This is a genomic window from Streptomyces sp. BK239, assembly GCF_004217285.1.
In the GTDB taxonomy this organism is placed as follows: domain Bacteria; phylum Actinomycetota; class Actinomycetes; order Streptomycetales; family Streptomycetaceae; genus Streptomyces.
Window position 1 is genome coordinate 1 of record NZ_SHKS01000006.1, and the last position, 14970, is coordinate 14970.

Annotated in this window: 14 protein-coding genes and 1 rRNA gene; 6 read left to right on the forward strand and 9 right to left on the reverse strand. The window is 71.9% G+C overall.

The window, feature by feature from the left end; genetic code table 11:
* Positions 1–82: ribosomal RNA gene (gene rrf, locus EV567_RS19225) — 5S ribosomal RNA — on the forward strand; the annotation flags it as partial.
* Positions 83–164: 82 nt separating this feature from the next.
* Positions 165–737: an N-acetyltransferase gene (locus EV567_RS19230; RefSeq protein WP_130441742.1), complete on the forward strand. Its 573-nt coding sequence runs from the start codon at positions 165–167 to the stop codon at positions 735–737.
* A gap of 24 nt (positions 738–761) precedes the next feature.
* Here EV567_RS19230 and EV567_RS19235 read toward each other — a convergent pair whose 3' ends face one another.
* From EV567_RS19235 to EV567_RS19265, 7 genes are all read right to left on the reverse strand, one after another.
* Positions 762–2333, reverse strand: a complete 1572-nt coding sequence (locus EV567_RS19235; protein WP_130441744.1) for a type IV secretory system conjugative DNA transfer family protein — start codon at positions 2331–2333, stop codon at positions 762–764.
* A 15-nt stretch (positions 2334–2348) separates the two neighbouring features.
* The gene (locus EV567_RS19240; RefSeq protein WP_130441746.1) at positions 2349–3779 is read right to left on the reverse strand and encodes an ATP-binding protein; all 1431 of its coding nucleotides are present in this window, start codon (positions 3777–3779) and stop codon (positions 2349–2351) included.
* A gap of 9 nt (positions 3780–3788) precedes the next feature.
* Positions 3789–5318: an SCO6880 family protein gene (locus tag EV567_RS19245; RefSeq protein WP_407071610.1), complete on the reverse strand. Its 1530-nt coding sequence runs from the start codon at positions 5316–5318 to the stop codon at positions 3789–3791.
* A 35-nt stretch (positions 5319–5353) separates the two neighbouring features.
* Positions 5354–6685, reverse strand: coding sequence for a hypothetical protein (locus EV567_RS19250; RefSeq protein WP_130441748.1), 1332 nt, complete (start codon positions 6683–6685; stop codon positions 5354–5356).
* Complete coding sequence (locus EV567_RS19255) at positions 6675–7493, reverse strand: hypothetical protein (protein WP_130441750.1); 819 nt, start codon at positions 7491–7493, stop codon at positions 6675–6677. The genes EV567_RS19250 and EV567_RS19255 overlap by 11 nt, the downstream gene beginning before the upstream one ends.
* 196 nt (positions 7494–7689) lie before the next feature.
* Positions 7690–7998, reverse strand: a complete 309-nt coding sequence (locus EV567_RS19260; RefSeq protein ID WP_004000049.1) for a hypothetical protein — start codon at positions 7996–7998, stop codon at positions 7690–7692.
* Between the two features lie 319 nt (positions 7999–8317).
* Positions 8318–8848, reverse strand: a complete 531-nt coding sequence (locus tag EV567_RS19265) for a hypothetical protein (protein ID WP_130441752.1) — start codon at positions 8846–8848, stop codon at positions 8318–8320.
* A gap of 227 nt (positions 8849–9075) precedes the next feature.
* Here EV567_RS19265 and EV567_RS19270 point away from each other — a divergent pair, with 227 nt between their 5' ends.
* The 3 genes from EV567_RS19270 to EV567_RS19280 all read left to right on the forward strand — a co-directional run bounded on the left by EV567_RS19270 (position 9076) and on the right by EV567_RS19280 (position 11968).
* A complete protein-coding gene (locus EV567_RS19270; protein ID WP_130441754.1) occupies positions 9076–9843 on the forward strand; it encodes a serine protease in 768 nt (255 codons plus the stop codon).
* Positions 9844–9997: 154 nt separating this feature from the next.
* Positions 9998–11005 carry a bifunctional lytic transglycosylase/C40 family peptidase gene (locus EV567_RS19275; protein ID WP_278044762.1) on the forward strand — a complete coding sequence of 336 codons (1008 nt, stop codon included), beginning with the start codon at positions 9998–10000 and terminating at the stop codon, positions 11003–11005.
* 246 nt (positions 11006–11251) lie between these two features.
* On the forward strand, positions 11252–11968 hold the full coding sequence (locus EV567_RS19280) for a phosphatase PAP2 family protein (RefSeq protein ID WP_130441758.1): 717 nt from the start codon (positions 11252–11254) through the stop codon (positions 11966–11968).
* An 82-nt stretch (positions 11969–12050) separates the two neighbouring features.
* On the opposite strand, the gene EV567_RS19285 is transcribed toward EV567_RS19280, so the two are convergent.
* Both EV567_RS19285 and EV567_RS19290 read right to left on the reverse strand, forming a co-directional pair.
* Positions 12051–13613, reverse strand: coding sequence for an FAD-binding oxidoreductase (locus tag EV567_RS19285; RefSeq protein WP_130441760.1), 1563 nt, complete (start codon positions 13611–13613; stop codon positions 12051–12053).
* 131 nt (positions 13614–13744) lie between these two features.
* Positions 13745–13930 carry a hypothetical protein gene (locus EV567_RS19290; protein WP_130441762.1) on the reverse strand — a complete coding sequence of 62 codons (186 nt, stop codon included), beginning with the start codon at positions 13928–13930 and terminating at the stop codon, positions 13745–13747.
* 82 nt (positions 13931–14012) lie between these two features.
* Between EV567_RS19290 and EV567_RS19295 the strand changes: the two genes are divergently transcribed.
* A complete protein-coding gene (locus tag EV567_RS19295) occupies positions 14013–14909 on the forward strand; it encodes a hypothetical protein (protein ID WP_130441764.1) in 897 nt (298 codons plus the stop codon).
* The last annotated feature ends 61 nt before the right edge of the window (positions 14910–14970 follow it).

Below are 14970 nucleotides of genomic sequence, written 5' to 3' on the forward strand. Positions count from 1 at the left end.
CATTCCGAACCCGGAAGCTAAGCCTCACAGCGCCGATGGTACTGCAGGGGGGACCCTGTGGGAGAGTAGGACGCCGCCGAACAATCATTGGGAAATCCCCCGCACCTCACGGTGCGGGGGTTTTTCGTTTTACGGCCCTGTCGGGCCCGTATACGGTGACCGGCATGAACTATGTGATCCGGTCCGTGCGTCCCGACGAATGGGCTCTCGCCAGGGAGCTGCGACTGCTGGCGTTGCAGGACCCGGTCGCGCACCTCGCCTTCCTGGAGACGTACGAGGAGGCGCTGGCGAAGCCGGAATCGTTCTGGAAGGAGCGGACGGCGGGGGGCGCCGAAGGTTCGGACACCGCTCAGCAGCTGGTGGCGATAGCCCCGAGCGGGGAATGGGTGGGCACGGCGACCGTGCTGGTCGAGGAGGCCGGGGTCGAGGACTGGGCGGGCCTCCCGGTCGAGCGGCGCCAGGGGCATGTGGTCGGGGTGTTCGTACGGCCCGACGTGCGGGGGATCGGACTGACCGAGGTGCTGTTCGACGCCGTGCTCGAGTGGGCCTGGAGACGCGAGGTGGAGCGGGTGCGGCTCCTCGTGCACGAGGAGAACGGACGGGCGCAGGCCTTCTACCGCCGGGTGGGGTTCCGGCCCACCGGGGTGGTCGTTTCCGTGCCGGCCGATCCCGACGCCCGGGAGCTCGAGTTCGTACTGGAGCCGGCGCGCGGGCGGGGTGCGTCCGAGGTGAGTTGAGGGGCTGACGGGCCGTCGACGGGGTCAGACGGGCAGTTCCGTGTGGGGCCAGCGGGACCGGGCCTGTTCGCGGGAGCGGAGCAGGGCCAGGGTGGGCAGGCCCGCGTCGGCGCCGACCGCCAGGAGGTCCGGGAGCTGCGGGATCGGCGCCACGGCCGCCACGTCGTCCAGGACCAGCGTCAGTGGTGGGTCGAGGCGACCGGAGGATGACCGTTCGGCCATGCGCCGGCCGCGCTCGACCACGCTGGAGACGAGGGCCGTCAGGAGCGGCATGGCGCCGGGATCGCTCCTCGGGTCCTCGATGGATTTGCCGAGCACATAAAGCGTTCCCCCTTCGTTCACGAAGGAATCCAAGGCGAGGGCATCACTTCGGTTGGGAGTGCATGCCTCGCGGATGTTCACCGTGGAGAGGGCGGCGAGGGCACGGGTCGTCAGCTCGTGCGCGATGTCGCGGCGTTCGGGATGTGACGTGAGGGCCGCTTCGAGCTCGCCGGCCGAACCGGGGGCCGCCTTCGGGTTGGTGCGCAGGGCACGGACGGCCTCCTGGACGCCTGAGCCCTGCGACCAGCGGTGGACATGCCGGATGGTGCGGCCGTCGACGGCGGCGGCGTGCAGGTAGCTGCGGAGGAGGGTTTCCGCGGTGTCGGCGACGGCCTGGTCCAGACGGGCCGTGGGGCGTACGGGGGTGAGGAGGGCGGCGGCTCGCGCTGCCGCCGTCGCCTTGTCCGCGCAGCCGGCCGTCGGAGACCAGTGGAGGCGGGCCGGGGTGTCGCAGAGGTGGGCGGGGTCGTAGAGGAGGACGGGGCCGAGTTTGGCGCGGGCGTCCTTCGTGTCCTGCCAGAGGGCGGGTGCGGAGGTGACGACGAGGAGGGGGCCTTCCGCGTCGCGGACGGCGCGGGCGGCCGTGGCGTGGCGGATCTCCCGGGAGGCGTAGAGGACAGGGCCTTCGGGTTGAGAAGGGGTCGTGGGCAGCACCTCCGTGGGCTCGTGGAGTTGCTGCGGGACGGCCGCGGTCACGGCGACCGTCGTGGCGGAGGGCGGAGTCGGCTCGGCTGAAGCTACCTCGGCCTGCTCCCGTGCAGTGGCCGCACCAGTCGCAGCAGTTCCCGTGGTCTGTGGCTCGTGTCGCTCCGCTGGGGGTGCCGTCGCCGCCGCCACCCGGTCCAGGGCCGCCGCCCTTTCCGCCTTCCTGCGTGCCCGGACCGCCCGCCACCGGGCCACCGTCCCCAGTACGAACACCGTGAGGACGAACACCAGCATCAGCTGGCCGATGAACAGCCCCCAGAAGAGGCCGTAACCGGAGAGTTCGGCGGGGTCGGCCTGCGGCCAGGCGCCGGCGATGTCGTGGGGCCGGCCGACGAGGTGGCGCATGGCGAGGGGCGTGCGGGTGAAGGTGACGCCGGCGGGCCAGGCGCCGTGCGCGAAGAGGGCGGCCAGGCCGGTGGCCGTCCAGACGAGCAGGGTCATGCCGAGCAGGAAGCCGAGTATGCCGACCAGGAGGCCGTCGGGGACGCCTCCCGTCTGCGTCGGCCGGCCGCCTCCCGGGCCCGCGTCCCGGTGGTGCCGCTGGTGACGGTGGTCGTCGGTCGGTCTCATGGCCCGGCGACCGCCTTACGCGACCGTCGACTCGGACGAGGACGAGCCGTCCAGGTCGGCCATGTGCTGTTCCATGAAGGCCGCCGCCCGTTCCTCGGCCTCCCGCTCGGCGGCGCGCAGCGCGTCGTCGGCGGACAGGTCGACGGAGGACTCCGTCATCGCGCGGTCGGTGAAGACCACGGGCCGTTCGGTCTCGGTGACCAGGTGTTTGACGACCTGGACGTTGCCGTTGACGTCCCAGACGGCGATGCCGGGCGTGAGGGTCGGGATGATCTCCACGGCCCAGCGCGGCAGGCCCAGGACGCGGCCGGTCGCGCGGGCCTCGTCGGCTTTCTGGGCGTAGATCGTCCGTGTGGACGCCATCTTGAGGATCGCGGCGGCTTCCTTCGCCGCGGCTCCGTCGACCACGTCGGACAGGTGGTGGACGACGGCGACGAAGGACAGACCGAGCCGGCGGCCGAACTTCAGCAGGCGCTGGAACAGCTGGGCGACGAAGGGGCTGTTGATGATGTGCCAGGCCTCCTCGACGAGGAAGATGCGCTTCTTCCGGTCGGGGCGGATCCAGGTGTGCTCCAGCCACACGCCGACGATCGCCATCAGGATCGGCATGGCGATGGAGTTGCGGTCGATGTGGGAGAGGTCGAAGACGATGAGGGGGGCGTCGAGGTCGATGCCGACGGTGGTCGGGCCGTCGAACATGCCGCGCAGGTCGCCGTCGACCAGGCGGTCCAGGACGAGCGCCACGTCCAGGCCCCAGGCCCGTACGTCGTCTATGGCGACGTTCATCGCCTCCGCGGACTCCGGTTCGGGGTGGCGGAGCTGTTCGACGATGTCGGTGAGGACCGGCTGGCGGTCGACGATCGTCTGGTTGACGTAGGCGTGGGCGACCTTGAGGGCGAAGCCGGAGCGTTCGTCCAGGCCGTGGCCCATCGCCACCTCGATGATGGTGCGCAGCAGCGCGAGCTGGCCCGTCGTGGTGATCGAGGGGTCCAGCGGGTTGAGGCGGATGCCGTGGTCCAGGGCGGCCATCGGGTCCAGGCGGATGGGGGTTATTCCCAGCGCCTGAGCGATGAGGTTCCATTCGCCGACGCCGTCCTCGCCCTGGGCGTCCAGGACGACGACCTGGCGGTCGCGGAAGCGCAGCTGGCGCAGGACGTAGGTCTTCTCCAGCGCCGACTTGCCGTTGCCGGACTCGCCGAGGACCAGCCAGTGCGGCGCCGGGAGCTGCTGGCCGTACAGCTGGAAGGGGTCGTAGATGTAGCCCTTGCCGGAGTAGACCTCGCGGCCGATGATCACGCCCGAGTCGCCGAGTCCGGGGGCGGCGGTCGGGAGGTAGACCGCCTGGGCCTGGCCGGTGGAGGTGCGGACCGGCAGACGGGTCGTCTCGACCTTGCCGAAGAGGAAGGACGTGAAGGCGTCGGTGAGGACGGACAGCGGGTCCCGCATGTGAAGCCCCTACCTTCGGATGCCGGTGGCGAACGGGAGCGTGTTCACGAACGCGCGGTGGTGTTCGCGGTCGCACCACTCCAGCTTCAGGTACGACTTGCCCGCCGACGCTCTGATGGTGCGCTTGTCGCGGGCGAGGGCCTCGGGGTTGCGTGAGGAGACGGTGATGTAGCCGACGAGGTTGACGCCGGCGGCGCCGGAGGCGAGGTCCTCGCCGCGCTGGTCGAGGCGGGAGTGGGCGGCCACGTCGCGGGGGTCGACGGTGCGGTTCATCTTGGCGGCGCGGCTCGCCTCGGCCTCGTCGTTGGTCTTCTCGGTCAGCATGCGTTCGATGGCGACCTCGGTGGGTTCGAGGTCCATCGTGACGGCGACGGTGCGGATGACGTCCGGGGTGTGGACCAGGAGCGGGGCGAGGAAGTTGACGCCGACGGGCGTCATCGGCCACTCCTTGATCCAGGCGGTGGCGTGGCACCAGGGAGCGCGGGTGCTGGACTCGCGGGTCTTGGCCTGGAGGTAGGTGGGCTCCATGGCGTCGAGCTCGGCCGGCCAGGCGTTGCGCCGGGTCATCGCCTGGATGTGGTCGATGGGGTGGTCCGGGTCGTACATGGAGTGGACGAGCGAGGCGAGCCGGCCCTGGCCGAGGGGCTGGCGTACGCGGATGTCCGCCTCCTGGAGGCGGGAGCAGATGTCGGTGAGCTCGCGGGCCATGACGACGGCCAGGCCGGCGTCGCGGTCCAGTTTGCGGCCGTTCTGCGGGCGGGCGGCGCGGGCCATGGCGTGGGCCTCGGCGGCCAGTTCGCGCGTGTAGTGCATGCAGGCGACGAGGTAGGCGCGGTGCTGCTCGCTGCTCGTGGACACCATGGACTGGAGCTGGTCGTACGAGGTCTGCAGCCACGGCAGGGACTTGTCGTCGCCGCGCTGGGCGACGTCCTTGGCGTGGGCGTCGGGGTCGGCGGGGAGGGTGCGGGCGAGCATCTGGATGCGGGTGACGAAGCCGTCGCCGTTGGCCACGTGCTTGAGCAGGGTGCCGAAGCGGTCGACGAGGGCTTCCTGGTCCTCGCTGTCGCGCAGGCCGACGCCGGGGCCCTCGATCTCGATGGCGGCGGTGACGGTACGGCGGTCGGCGTGCAGGAGGACGGCGATCTCGTCGGGGCCGAAGGGCGCGGCGAGCCAGGTGATGCGGCCGATGCCGGGGGGCGGGCCGACCTCGATCTCCTGGCCGTCGAGGCGGGTGCCGGCCTCCATGGCGGCCGAGCGGTAGACGGTGCCCTTGCGCAGGGTGCGCTTGTAGCTGCGGTTGATCTCGAACCACTTGTAGAACGTGCGGTGCTTGTACGGCACGTAGACCACGGCGAGGGCGAGCATCGGGAAGCCGGCGAGCAGCACGATCCGCAGGGCGAGGAGGGGGACGAGGAGTCCGCACATCATGCCGAGGAACGCGCCGACGACGATGAGCGCGATCTCGCCGCTCTCGCGGTTGCGTCCGACGATCGCGTTCGGCCGGGCGCGGCCGATCAGATATGTACGGCGGGGCGCCATCGCGTGGGTCACATGGCCCACGTGGGAATCAGCCGTCAACGCCCTTCACCTCCCGTGCGGTTGTTGCGGGTGTTGCCGGCGTGCGGGGTGTTGACCGGGCTGCTGGAGCGGGGTGCGGGTGCGGCGGAGGGGGCGGATCCGCCCCCTCCGCTCGAGGGGCGTGTGCTGTGTGCGGCGACGCCGCCGGCGGCCTGGTTGGCCTGGCGGGGGCTGCTGGAGCCGGAGGCCGCCGAGCCGCCGCCGTTGCTGTCGGCGCGGGTGCTGTGCGTCTTGATGCCCTGGGCGACGAGGGTCGCCGGGGAGCTGATGACGGCGGCGGCCTTGCCTTCGGCGCCCTGCATGATGCGGTTGTTGCGGGAGCCGGCGATCTCGTCGCCGAAGCCGGGGACGAAGCGGTAGATCATGGCGCTGGCGAAGATGGCCAGCAGGATGATCGACAGTCCGGAGACGACGGCGCCGAAGGCGTCCGGGCCGTCGTCGGCGGAGAGGGCGCCGGCGAGGCCGAGCACGATCACGATCACCGGTTTGACCAGGATGACGGCGATCATGATGCCGGCCCAGCGGCGGACGTGGCTCCACAGGTTCTTGTCGACGAGGCCCGCGTAGACGACGGTGCCGAGGAGGGCGCCGACGTAGAGCAGGGCGGCCCTGATGACGAGCTCCAGCCAGAGCACTCCGGCGGCGAGGACGGAGACCAGGGAGACGACGATCAGCATGATCGGGCCGCCGCCGATGTCCTCGCCCTTCTCCAGGGCGGCGGAGAACGTGCCGAAGAACGTGTCGGTCTGGTTGCCGGTGGTCTTGGCGAGGACGTCGGTGAGGCCGTCCGTCGCGGAGACGACGGTGTAGAGGATCAGGGGGGTGAAGGCGGAGGCCAGGACGGTGAGCCAGAGGAAGCCGACGGCTTCGCCGATGGCGGTGGTCAGCGGCACGCCGCGCACCGCGCGCTTGGAGACGGCGAGCAGCCACAGCAGGAGCGTCAGGACGGTGGAGGCGGCGAAGACGACAGCGTACTGCTGGAGGAACTTGGGGTTGGTGAAGTCGACGTTCGCGGTGTCCTTGACGGCCTCGCTGAGCTTGTCGACGGTCCACGCGGCGGCGTCGGCGCAGCCCCTTGCCAGGGAGGAGAGGGGGTCGAGGGTGTCGGAGACGCCGGGGTTGGTGGTGGTGCCGGGGGTGCGGTTGCCGCGCTCGCAGTACTTCTGGGCTTCGCCCGAGATGATGCTGCAGTCGAAGCTGGTCGAGGGGGACGGCGAGGGGCTGGGGCTCGGCGCGGCGAAGGCGCGGCCGGCCAGCAGCAGGGCCGAGGTCTGGACGGCCGTGACCACTCCGGCGAGCCGGAGCACGCGGTGCGGCTTACCGGGCATACGTGAACCCTCCGTACTCCTCGATGGCCTTGCTGATCTCGTCGGAGGCGGCGGCCTTGTCGTCGCCGGGGACCGGGGCGGGGCCGTCCGTCTGATCGTCGGTGACGATCTTCCAGTCTCCGCCGGACCACCGGAGGTCGAAGGTCCAGGTCTTCCAAGACGAGGTGACGGGGTCGGTGGACTTCTCCCCTGACATGCCGATCAGGCCCAGGTACCAGACCGAGACCTTGGCCGTGGCGTCGGTGTAGGCCCGGACGGTGGCGCCCACGGGGACGACGCGGGAGACGAACGTGTTGCCCTGCGGTGCGTTGCCGTCGGCGTCGAGGCCCAGCTTGGCGAGGAAGTCGGCCGAGTAGGCCTGGTCCATGGGCGCCTTGAGCTTGGTGGCGGCGTCGGCGGTGTAGACGGTGGTGAGGATGGTGTGCCGGCTGTCCTTCTGGAACATGTCGGTCGAGCCGAGCGTCACGGCGTAGTTGGCGGCCGCCGACTGGGCGCCCTGCTCGCTCCGGGCGAATCCCGAGGGAATGCCGGAGGCCTCCGTCCCCACCGGCTTCGTGCCTGTCGCCGCCGTCGTCGACGACTTCGGCTTGTCGGTGTCGCCGGCTGCGGTGGAGGAAGGGGAGTCCTCGCCTCCGCGGTTCGCGAAGGCGATCGCGGCGATGAGGAGGACGACGACGCCGACGACCGTCACCAGGCTGCGCGAGCTGGAGCGGGCGGGGCGTTGGGCGCCGCCGTAGGGGTCGGACTCGGGCAGGCGCATCCGCGTGCGCGTGGGCTCGCCGTAGTCGTGTTCGTCGCCGGGACTCATGCCGTGTACGCCCCCTCGTTGCCGTACCTGCCGTACCGGAACGCCTCGAAGTACGACGGTAGCCGTGCTGGTTCCCGCGCGGGCGCGGTGTGGTGACTCGACATCAGGGAAACGCAACCTCAGCCGGTGGGCACGACGGGTGGGTGGGGTCCGGGGGCCGGGCGTGCCCGGACGGGACGGGGACGGGTGGGGCGGGCTACACGGCCATCCCGTACACGATCGTGAACAGTGTGCCGAGTGATCCGATGATGAAGACGCCCGTCAGTCCGGCGATGATGAGGCCCTTGCCCTGCTCGGCGCTGAAGGTGTCCCGCAGGGCGGTCGCGCCGATGCGTTGCTTGGCCGCGCCCCAGATGGCGATGCCGAGGCAGATGAGGATGGCGACCGCCATCACGACCTCGATCATCACCTTCGCCTCGTTTCCCAGGCTGCCGAAGGGCCCCCAGTCCGGCGCGATTCCGCCGATGATGGTGTTGATGTCTCCCTTGTCGGCCGCAAAGAGCATGTAAGTCACCGCCCCTGGTGGGTAGTTCCACGGGCCTCTGCCGGTGTGCAGAGGTCAGCCATCATTCTCGCCGACAAAGCCGCCGTCGCATGTCGACTTGGCGTCAATCGTGAGCGGGATTCGTACGAATAGCTCGTACGGTTACTCTGTGTATCACGGCAGGTCACGCCGGGCAATGAGGTCGTCGCGGAACCTGAGGTGTGGTTCCGTCGTTGACCCACTTCTCAGCCCTGGCACCGGGGCTGACGGCTGGTCGGGTGAGCTTCCGCGTCGATGTTCTCATGCGCGAGAGGGACCGCGGGGGACGGGCGACGGCCGGTCAGATCCGGGCGCGGCGGCGGTGGTAGTGGACGGTGACCGCGCCCAGCAGGGGTCCCCAGGCGACGAGGGGGAGGTAACAGGCGTTCAGGATCCACTGGCCCCACGGGGTGACGTCCAGGTGCGCGTGGAGGGTGGTCCACACGAGGAGGACGCCGTACACCGTGCAGGCGAGGGCGCCGAGTGCCGCGGGGACGACGGCGGCGAGGACGGGGACGGGCCGGCCGCCGAGGTACGGGATCCAGCGGGGCCACACCTCGCCCCACGGCCGGATCAGCCCGTACGTCAGCCAGGCGAGGCCCTCCTGGGCCAGGGACAGCAGGGGGAGCAGCAGCAGGCCCCAGCCGGGGATGAGCATGGCGTCGTACTCGGACTGGCGCAGCCCCAGCGGTACTCCCAGGACGACGGCGATGCGCCATAAGGAGGACGGGAGGTTGACCCACAGGACCGCCGTGGCCGCCCGCCGGGTCCAGGCGGGGACGTCGGGGCGGGGGCGGACGGGCAGGGCGGGCGCGGGGACGGCGTGTGTCACGGGGGCTCCCGGTGGACTGGGCAGGACTGCGGACGCCGTACATGCTGACGGTCGCGCCCCGCCGCCCACGTCGCCCCTGAGGGCCGACCCCGTACGTCCTGAGAGCCGGCTCGGGGCAGTCCCCGGTACCCCTGTGGGCTTACGGGTCTCCCCCCTCGTGCGGGACGACAGGCGGGGGACAGTCTCCTCTGACCTGGTTCTCACTTTCGGGGGTAACAGTGACCCCGATGAAGCGCACTCGTACCGGTCGTCGCCCGTACGCCCTGCTCTGCGTCCTCGTGCTGCTCGCCGCCACCTCGGCCTCCGAGGCGGTCGCCGGGGACGGACCGGGGCCCCTCGGTGTGACCGTCGCCGCGCGGGCGACGGCGCGCACCGTGCGGGTGGGTGCGTTGTTCGACCGGCCGGGCGGTGACCTCGCCGGCGGGCACTTCTGCACCGCGTCCGTCGTCCGCAGCCCGCACCGCGACCTGGTGGTGACGGCGGCGCACTGCCTGGCCGGGCGGGGCGCTCTGTACTTCGCGCCCGGGTACCGCGACGGGAAGGCCCCTTACGGGATGTGGGAGGTGGAGCGGGTGTTCCTGCCCGCCGGGTGGAGGGAGGGGCGGGCCGATGACGAGGACAGCGACGTGGCGTTCGCGGTGCTCGCCGGGCAGGAGGACGGTCAGGAGGTCGAGGACGTCGTCGGCGGCAACCGGTTCGTCACCGGTTCGGTGACCGGTGCCGGCGTCGTGACCGTCACGGGGTATCCCGACGCCGCCGAGGCCCCGTTGACGTGTTCCAACCGCCCTGTGGCCCGCAGCGCGACCCAGCAGCGCATCGACTGCCCCGACTTCACCGGCGGGACGAGCGGGAGTCCCTGGGTGAACGGTTCGGGGGACGTCGTCGGCGTCCTCGGCGGACACGAGCAGGGGGGCGCCACGGCCGACGTGTCGTACAGCGTGGTACTGGGCGGCGGGGCGGGCGCGTTGTACCGGGAGGCGGCGGCCGATCCCTGACGGACGGCAGGGGTGGCAGGGACAGCGGGGGCGGGGCGGGCGGCGGTACCGCGTCAATGGCGGCCGCGCGGGCTGCGAGGGCCCCGGTTGCGCCGGTTTCCCGGGGGGAAGCTCATAGACTGGCGCGGGCGTAATCCGGCTGGGCGAGGGGCGGTTGACGGTGCGTAAGGCATGGATCGTGGCAAGTGCCGCCGCCGCGGTGGGGCTCAGCTTCGTGATGCTGCTCGTCGTCGGTGTGTACATGGTCGCCGGGAACATCGTCAACGGCGTGGGCGGCGGGAGCGTCGGGCTGGCCAAGGGCGCGGTGCCGGCCGCCTATCAGGCGCTCGTGCAGAAGTACGGAAACCTCTGTCCCGCGATCAACCCGGCTCTGCTGGCGGCGCAGTTGTACCAGGAGAGCGGATTCAACCCGAACGCCAGGAGTCCGGCGAAGGCGCAGGGGATAGCGCAATTCATCCCCGGCACCTGGGCCACGCACGGCGTCGACGGCGACGGCGACGGCGACCGCGACGTCTGGGACCCGAATGACGCGATTCCATCGGCCGCGAAGTACGACTGCACCCTCGCCGCGTACGTGAAGAAGGTGCCCGGCGACCCCACGCACAACATGCTCGCGTCCTACAACGCGGGCGCGTACGCGGTCATCAAGTACGGGGGTGTGCCGCCGTACCAGGAGACCCGGAACTACGTGAAGACGATCACGACGCTGGCGAAGAGCTTCGCCGCTCCCGTCACCCGCGTCGATCCCTCCAAGCAGGCCGCCGGGGCGATCTACTTCGCCCAGAAGAAGCTCGGCACGCCGTATCTGTGGGGCGGGAACGGCACGCCTGATCAGGGCGGACGGTTCGACTGCTCGGGGCTGACCAAGGCGGCCTACGAGAGCGTGGGGATCACGCTCCCCCGGGTGGCCAACGACCAGTACAACGCCGGCCCGCACCCCTCGCGGGACGAACTGCTGCCGGGGGACCTGGTGTTCTTCTCGACGGACAAGACCAACTCCCGGGCCATCGACCACGTGGGGATCTACGTCGGCGGCGGCTACATGATCGACGCGCCGTTCACGGGCGCGGTGATCCGGTTCGACCCCATCGACACCCGCAAGTACTTCGGCGCCACCCGGGTGACCGAAGATGGCGCGAAAGCGCTCCCCGCGACCGCCTGAAGGGGCCGGTAACGCACCGTCTGAGCTGCGAGGACCATCTCCCTTCGATAACGTCTGAGTGATCATTCGGTGGAGAGTGGAACGTATCGACGGGGGACGTGCGTTCCTGTTGACGTAGCCCAGCGATGCTTGTGACCGGCGTACCTGTCCCGTACTGGCGGAAGCGGATCTACGAACCACGGGGGTGGGCACGAACGGCGTGCGTGAGGCGCGCCGGGCAACATCACGACGAAGGGCCGCAGCACCATGGCTGGACTCGCCGCATCCGGGTCGAACCCCGACGTCGACCTGCTCTACGACATCAACGGCCTCGCCAAGGACGCGCCCCACTGGCTGGACCGGATCGTGGAGTTCGTCGGCGAGTACGGACTGCTGCTCGCGATGATGCTGCTGATCGTGGGCTGCTGGTGGACCGTGCGCCGCAGACCGGTCGGCGTGGAGGAGGCCTCGGCGTCCGTGGCCGCGCTGGTGTGGGCGCCGCTCGCCGCCGCGGTCGCGGTGCTGGTGAACGTGCCCATACGCGGGTTCGTCGAGCGGCCCCGGCCGTTCCTCGATCACGAGGGGCTGGAGGTGCTGGTCTCCGGCAAGACCGACTACTCGTTCGTCAGCGACCACGCGACGATCACCATGGCGATGGGCGTCGCGCTGTTCGTCGCCAACCGCCGGTTCGGGATCGCCGGACTCGTGCTGGGCCTCGTCGAGGGCTTCTGCCGGGTGTACATGGGCGTGCACTACCCGACCGACGTGATCGGCGGGTTCGCGCTCGGCACCGCCGTGGCGCTGCTGCTGTCGCCGCTCGCCTCGATGCTGCTGACGCCCCTGCTGCGCGCGGTGGACCGTTCGCCCCGGCTCGGCTGGGTCGTGCGGAGCCGCTCGGCGCGGGAGGCCGCGGACGGACGGGACGCCGTGGTGCCGGGGGCCCGGATGGAGGCCGCCAGCCGGGAAAGGGACCTGGCCGCCTAGGCCGTCCAGCGGTGTCGAAGCGAACTGCCGAAGGGGCGGGGCCGGTCGTGCGACCGGCCCCGCCCCTTTCATCTGTCCGCGGTCACAGGCCCTGCGGGTAGGAGAAGACGCCCTTGGGGTCGTACTGCTTCTTCAGCTGCGTCAGCCGGGGCAGCGCGGCGCCGTAGTACGCCTTGCGCCAGTCGGCGAGGGCGGGGTCGGCGTAGTTCTGGTAGGCGGCGCCCGAGGCGTACGGGGTCATGGCGCGGTGCGCCGAGGTCAGCCAGGCCTGGGCGGCGGCGCCGCCGGTGCCGGCCCGCCAGGACGCGAGGTACTGGGCCAGCATGCGGGAGCGGCGGTGTACGAAGGCGGTGGCCGTCGGGGAGACGCGGTTGACCGCGCCGCCCAGCGCGGTCAGCGCGATGCTGCCGGAGCCGCCGCGGACGGCGGTCAGCTGCCTGAGCAGCGTCTGGATGCCCGCCGCCGACAGCGAGCGGTCGAAGAAGGCCGAGCGGGCCGCGTACGTCTCCCGGGCCAGCTTGCCCTGCGGGGAGCGGCCGGGGGTCGCGCCGGGCAGGTGGCACTGGGCGTCGGCGGTGAACGAGGAGCAGCCGGCGTAGATCTCCATGGCCTGCTCGTAGCCGCGGCGGCGCAGGGACACGCCGGTGGCGGGGGCGCCCACGCGCGAGGCCAGGCGGTCCACGGCGTTCTTGAGTTCGCCGTAGGTGCCGATGGAGAAGGCGGAGACGGAGATCCTCGGGCTGCCGCCGGGGGTGTTGGCGAGGTGGAGGGAGGACCAGATCTCGTCGGGCTGGGACGGGCCCCACTCCTGCCAGGCCTTCAGCACCGCCGCCGCCTTCGACCAGGGCCAGGTGAGGTGACAGGTGACGGCCTGGGGCGCGGGGTGGGTTTTGAAGTGCAGTTCGGTGACCACGCCGAAGTTGCTGTTGCCCGCGCCGCGCAGGGCCCAGAACAGGTCCTTGTCGGTCGTGGCGTCGGCGGTGAGCTCCTTGCCGTCCGCCGTCACCAGCGTCGCCCGGGTGAGGCTGTCGCAGGTCAGGCCGTACGCGCGGGAGACCACGCCGTGGCCGCCGCCGAGGACAAGGCCGGAGACGCCGACCGTGGGGCAGGAGCCCGCCGGGATCGTCACGCCCTTGGCGGCCAGCGCCCGGTAGACGTCGATCAGCTTCGCGCCGGCGCCGACGACGGCGGAGCCGCCGCTCGCCCGGACCCGGTTCAGCCGGGAGACGTCGAGGATCAGCCGGCCGTCGCCGGAGGACCAACCGCCGTAGGAGTGGCCGCCGTTGCGGATGGCGATCCTGACGCCGTGCGCGCGGGCGTAGCCGAGGGCGGTACGGATGTCGGCGGCGTGGGCGACGTAGGCGACCGCGGCCGGCTTGAGCGTGTCGAAGCGGGTGTTGTACAGCTGGCGGGCCGCGGTCCAGGAGGCGTCTCCGGGGCGGATCAGGGACCCGTCGAGATCGCGGGCGAGGGCCGCCCAGTTCGCGGCGGCCGCCGCGCTAGCCGTCCGCATCGGGGCGCCGGCGGTCCGGCTGCCGTCGGCCGGGCTCCCCGCTGAGCCGGTGCCGCCGCCCGCCCGGCGGGCGTCCGCCGCGGCCGCCGCGAACGCGGCCGTGCCGCCCGCGATGAACATACGTCGCTGCATGTCGTCGTCCCCCCTGCGCGCCCACCCGCGCGCCTGCCGTGCCTTCGGCGCGCGGCGCGCGCCGTCAAGGAGCGAGACGGCGGCGCGGAGTCAGGGGTTCCACCGGCGGAGCCTTCGGGCGCCGTGCGCGGTCAGCCGTGGGCGTGGTGGTCCGCGTCGGAGCGGGCCGTGCTGCGGGCCCTGCGGGCGGGGCCGCGCCAGCCGCAGGTGCAGCGGGCCAGACAGAAGCGGCCTTCCTCGACGGTGGTGGTGCGGTGTTCCCCGCCGGGCGCTTCTTCCGGGCCGGGACGCGGGGTCGAGCCGTTCTGCTGGGTCACGAAAGGAACGCTACCCACCTTCGGTCGTTGAACCCGACGACGTGGGCCCGTGACGGACGTACCGGCTGGGGGTAGACAGGCGATGGCGGAGCGGCAGCAGCGGCGGTGGGGATCGGCGGTCGTCGCGGGGCTCATGGCCGGGGTCTGCGCGGCCGGGCTCTGCGCCGGCGCGGCCGGGTGCTCCGCCGACGGGGGCGACGGCGAGGACGATCGTGCGGCGGACCGTGCGGCCCGGATGAGCGCCGATCCGGTGCGCGCGCTGCGGCGGGCCGCCGACGCGCTGGTGGCGGCGGGCAGTTCGAAGGCCCGCACGTCGATGGAGATGGCCACCGGCGGCACCCGGGTGACCATCCGGGGCGAGGGCGTCTACGACTACCGCCGGCGGCTCGGTCGGCTGGAGGTCGTGCTGCCGCAGGAGCCCGCCGGCTCCAGCGGACGCCGGCCCATCACCGAACTCCTCACGCCGGGTGCGCTGTTCATGAAGAACCGGGGTGCGGGTGTGCCCGCCGACAAGTGGGTGCGGGTGGACACGGCCACGCTGTCCGACGGGAACCTGGTGACCGGCGGCGCCACCGACCCGTACGCCGCCGCCGAGGTGCTGCGGGGGGCGCGCGAGGCGACGTACGTCGGCAGGACCCGGCTCGCCGGGGTCGAGGTGCGGCACTACCGGGGGACCGCCGACCTCGCGGCGGCCGCCGCGGTCGCCTCCGGGGGCGGGCGGAACGCGCTGGGCGCGGCGGCGAAGGGGTTCGCGACGGCCCGGGTGCCGTTCGACGTCTACCTCGACGAACAGGGGCGGATCCGCAAGGTCAGGCATCGCTTCGGGTTCGTCAACGGCCGTCAGGCAGGGGCGCGGGGGGCCTCCGGCGCGGTCGTCGCGGTCGCCTCGACGACGTGGCTGTACGACTTCGGGGTGCCCGTCGACGTACGGCTCCCGGCGGCCGGGGACATCTACGCGGGGCGGATCGCCGAGGAATGAGGCACGGGAAGCCGAGAGGCGAGGCGACAAGAACTAGCCCGTCCGTGCCATGCGCGGGGCG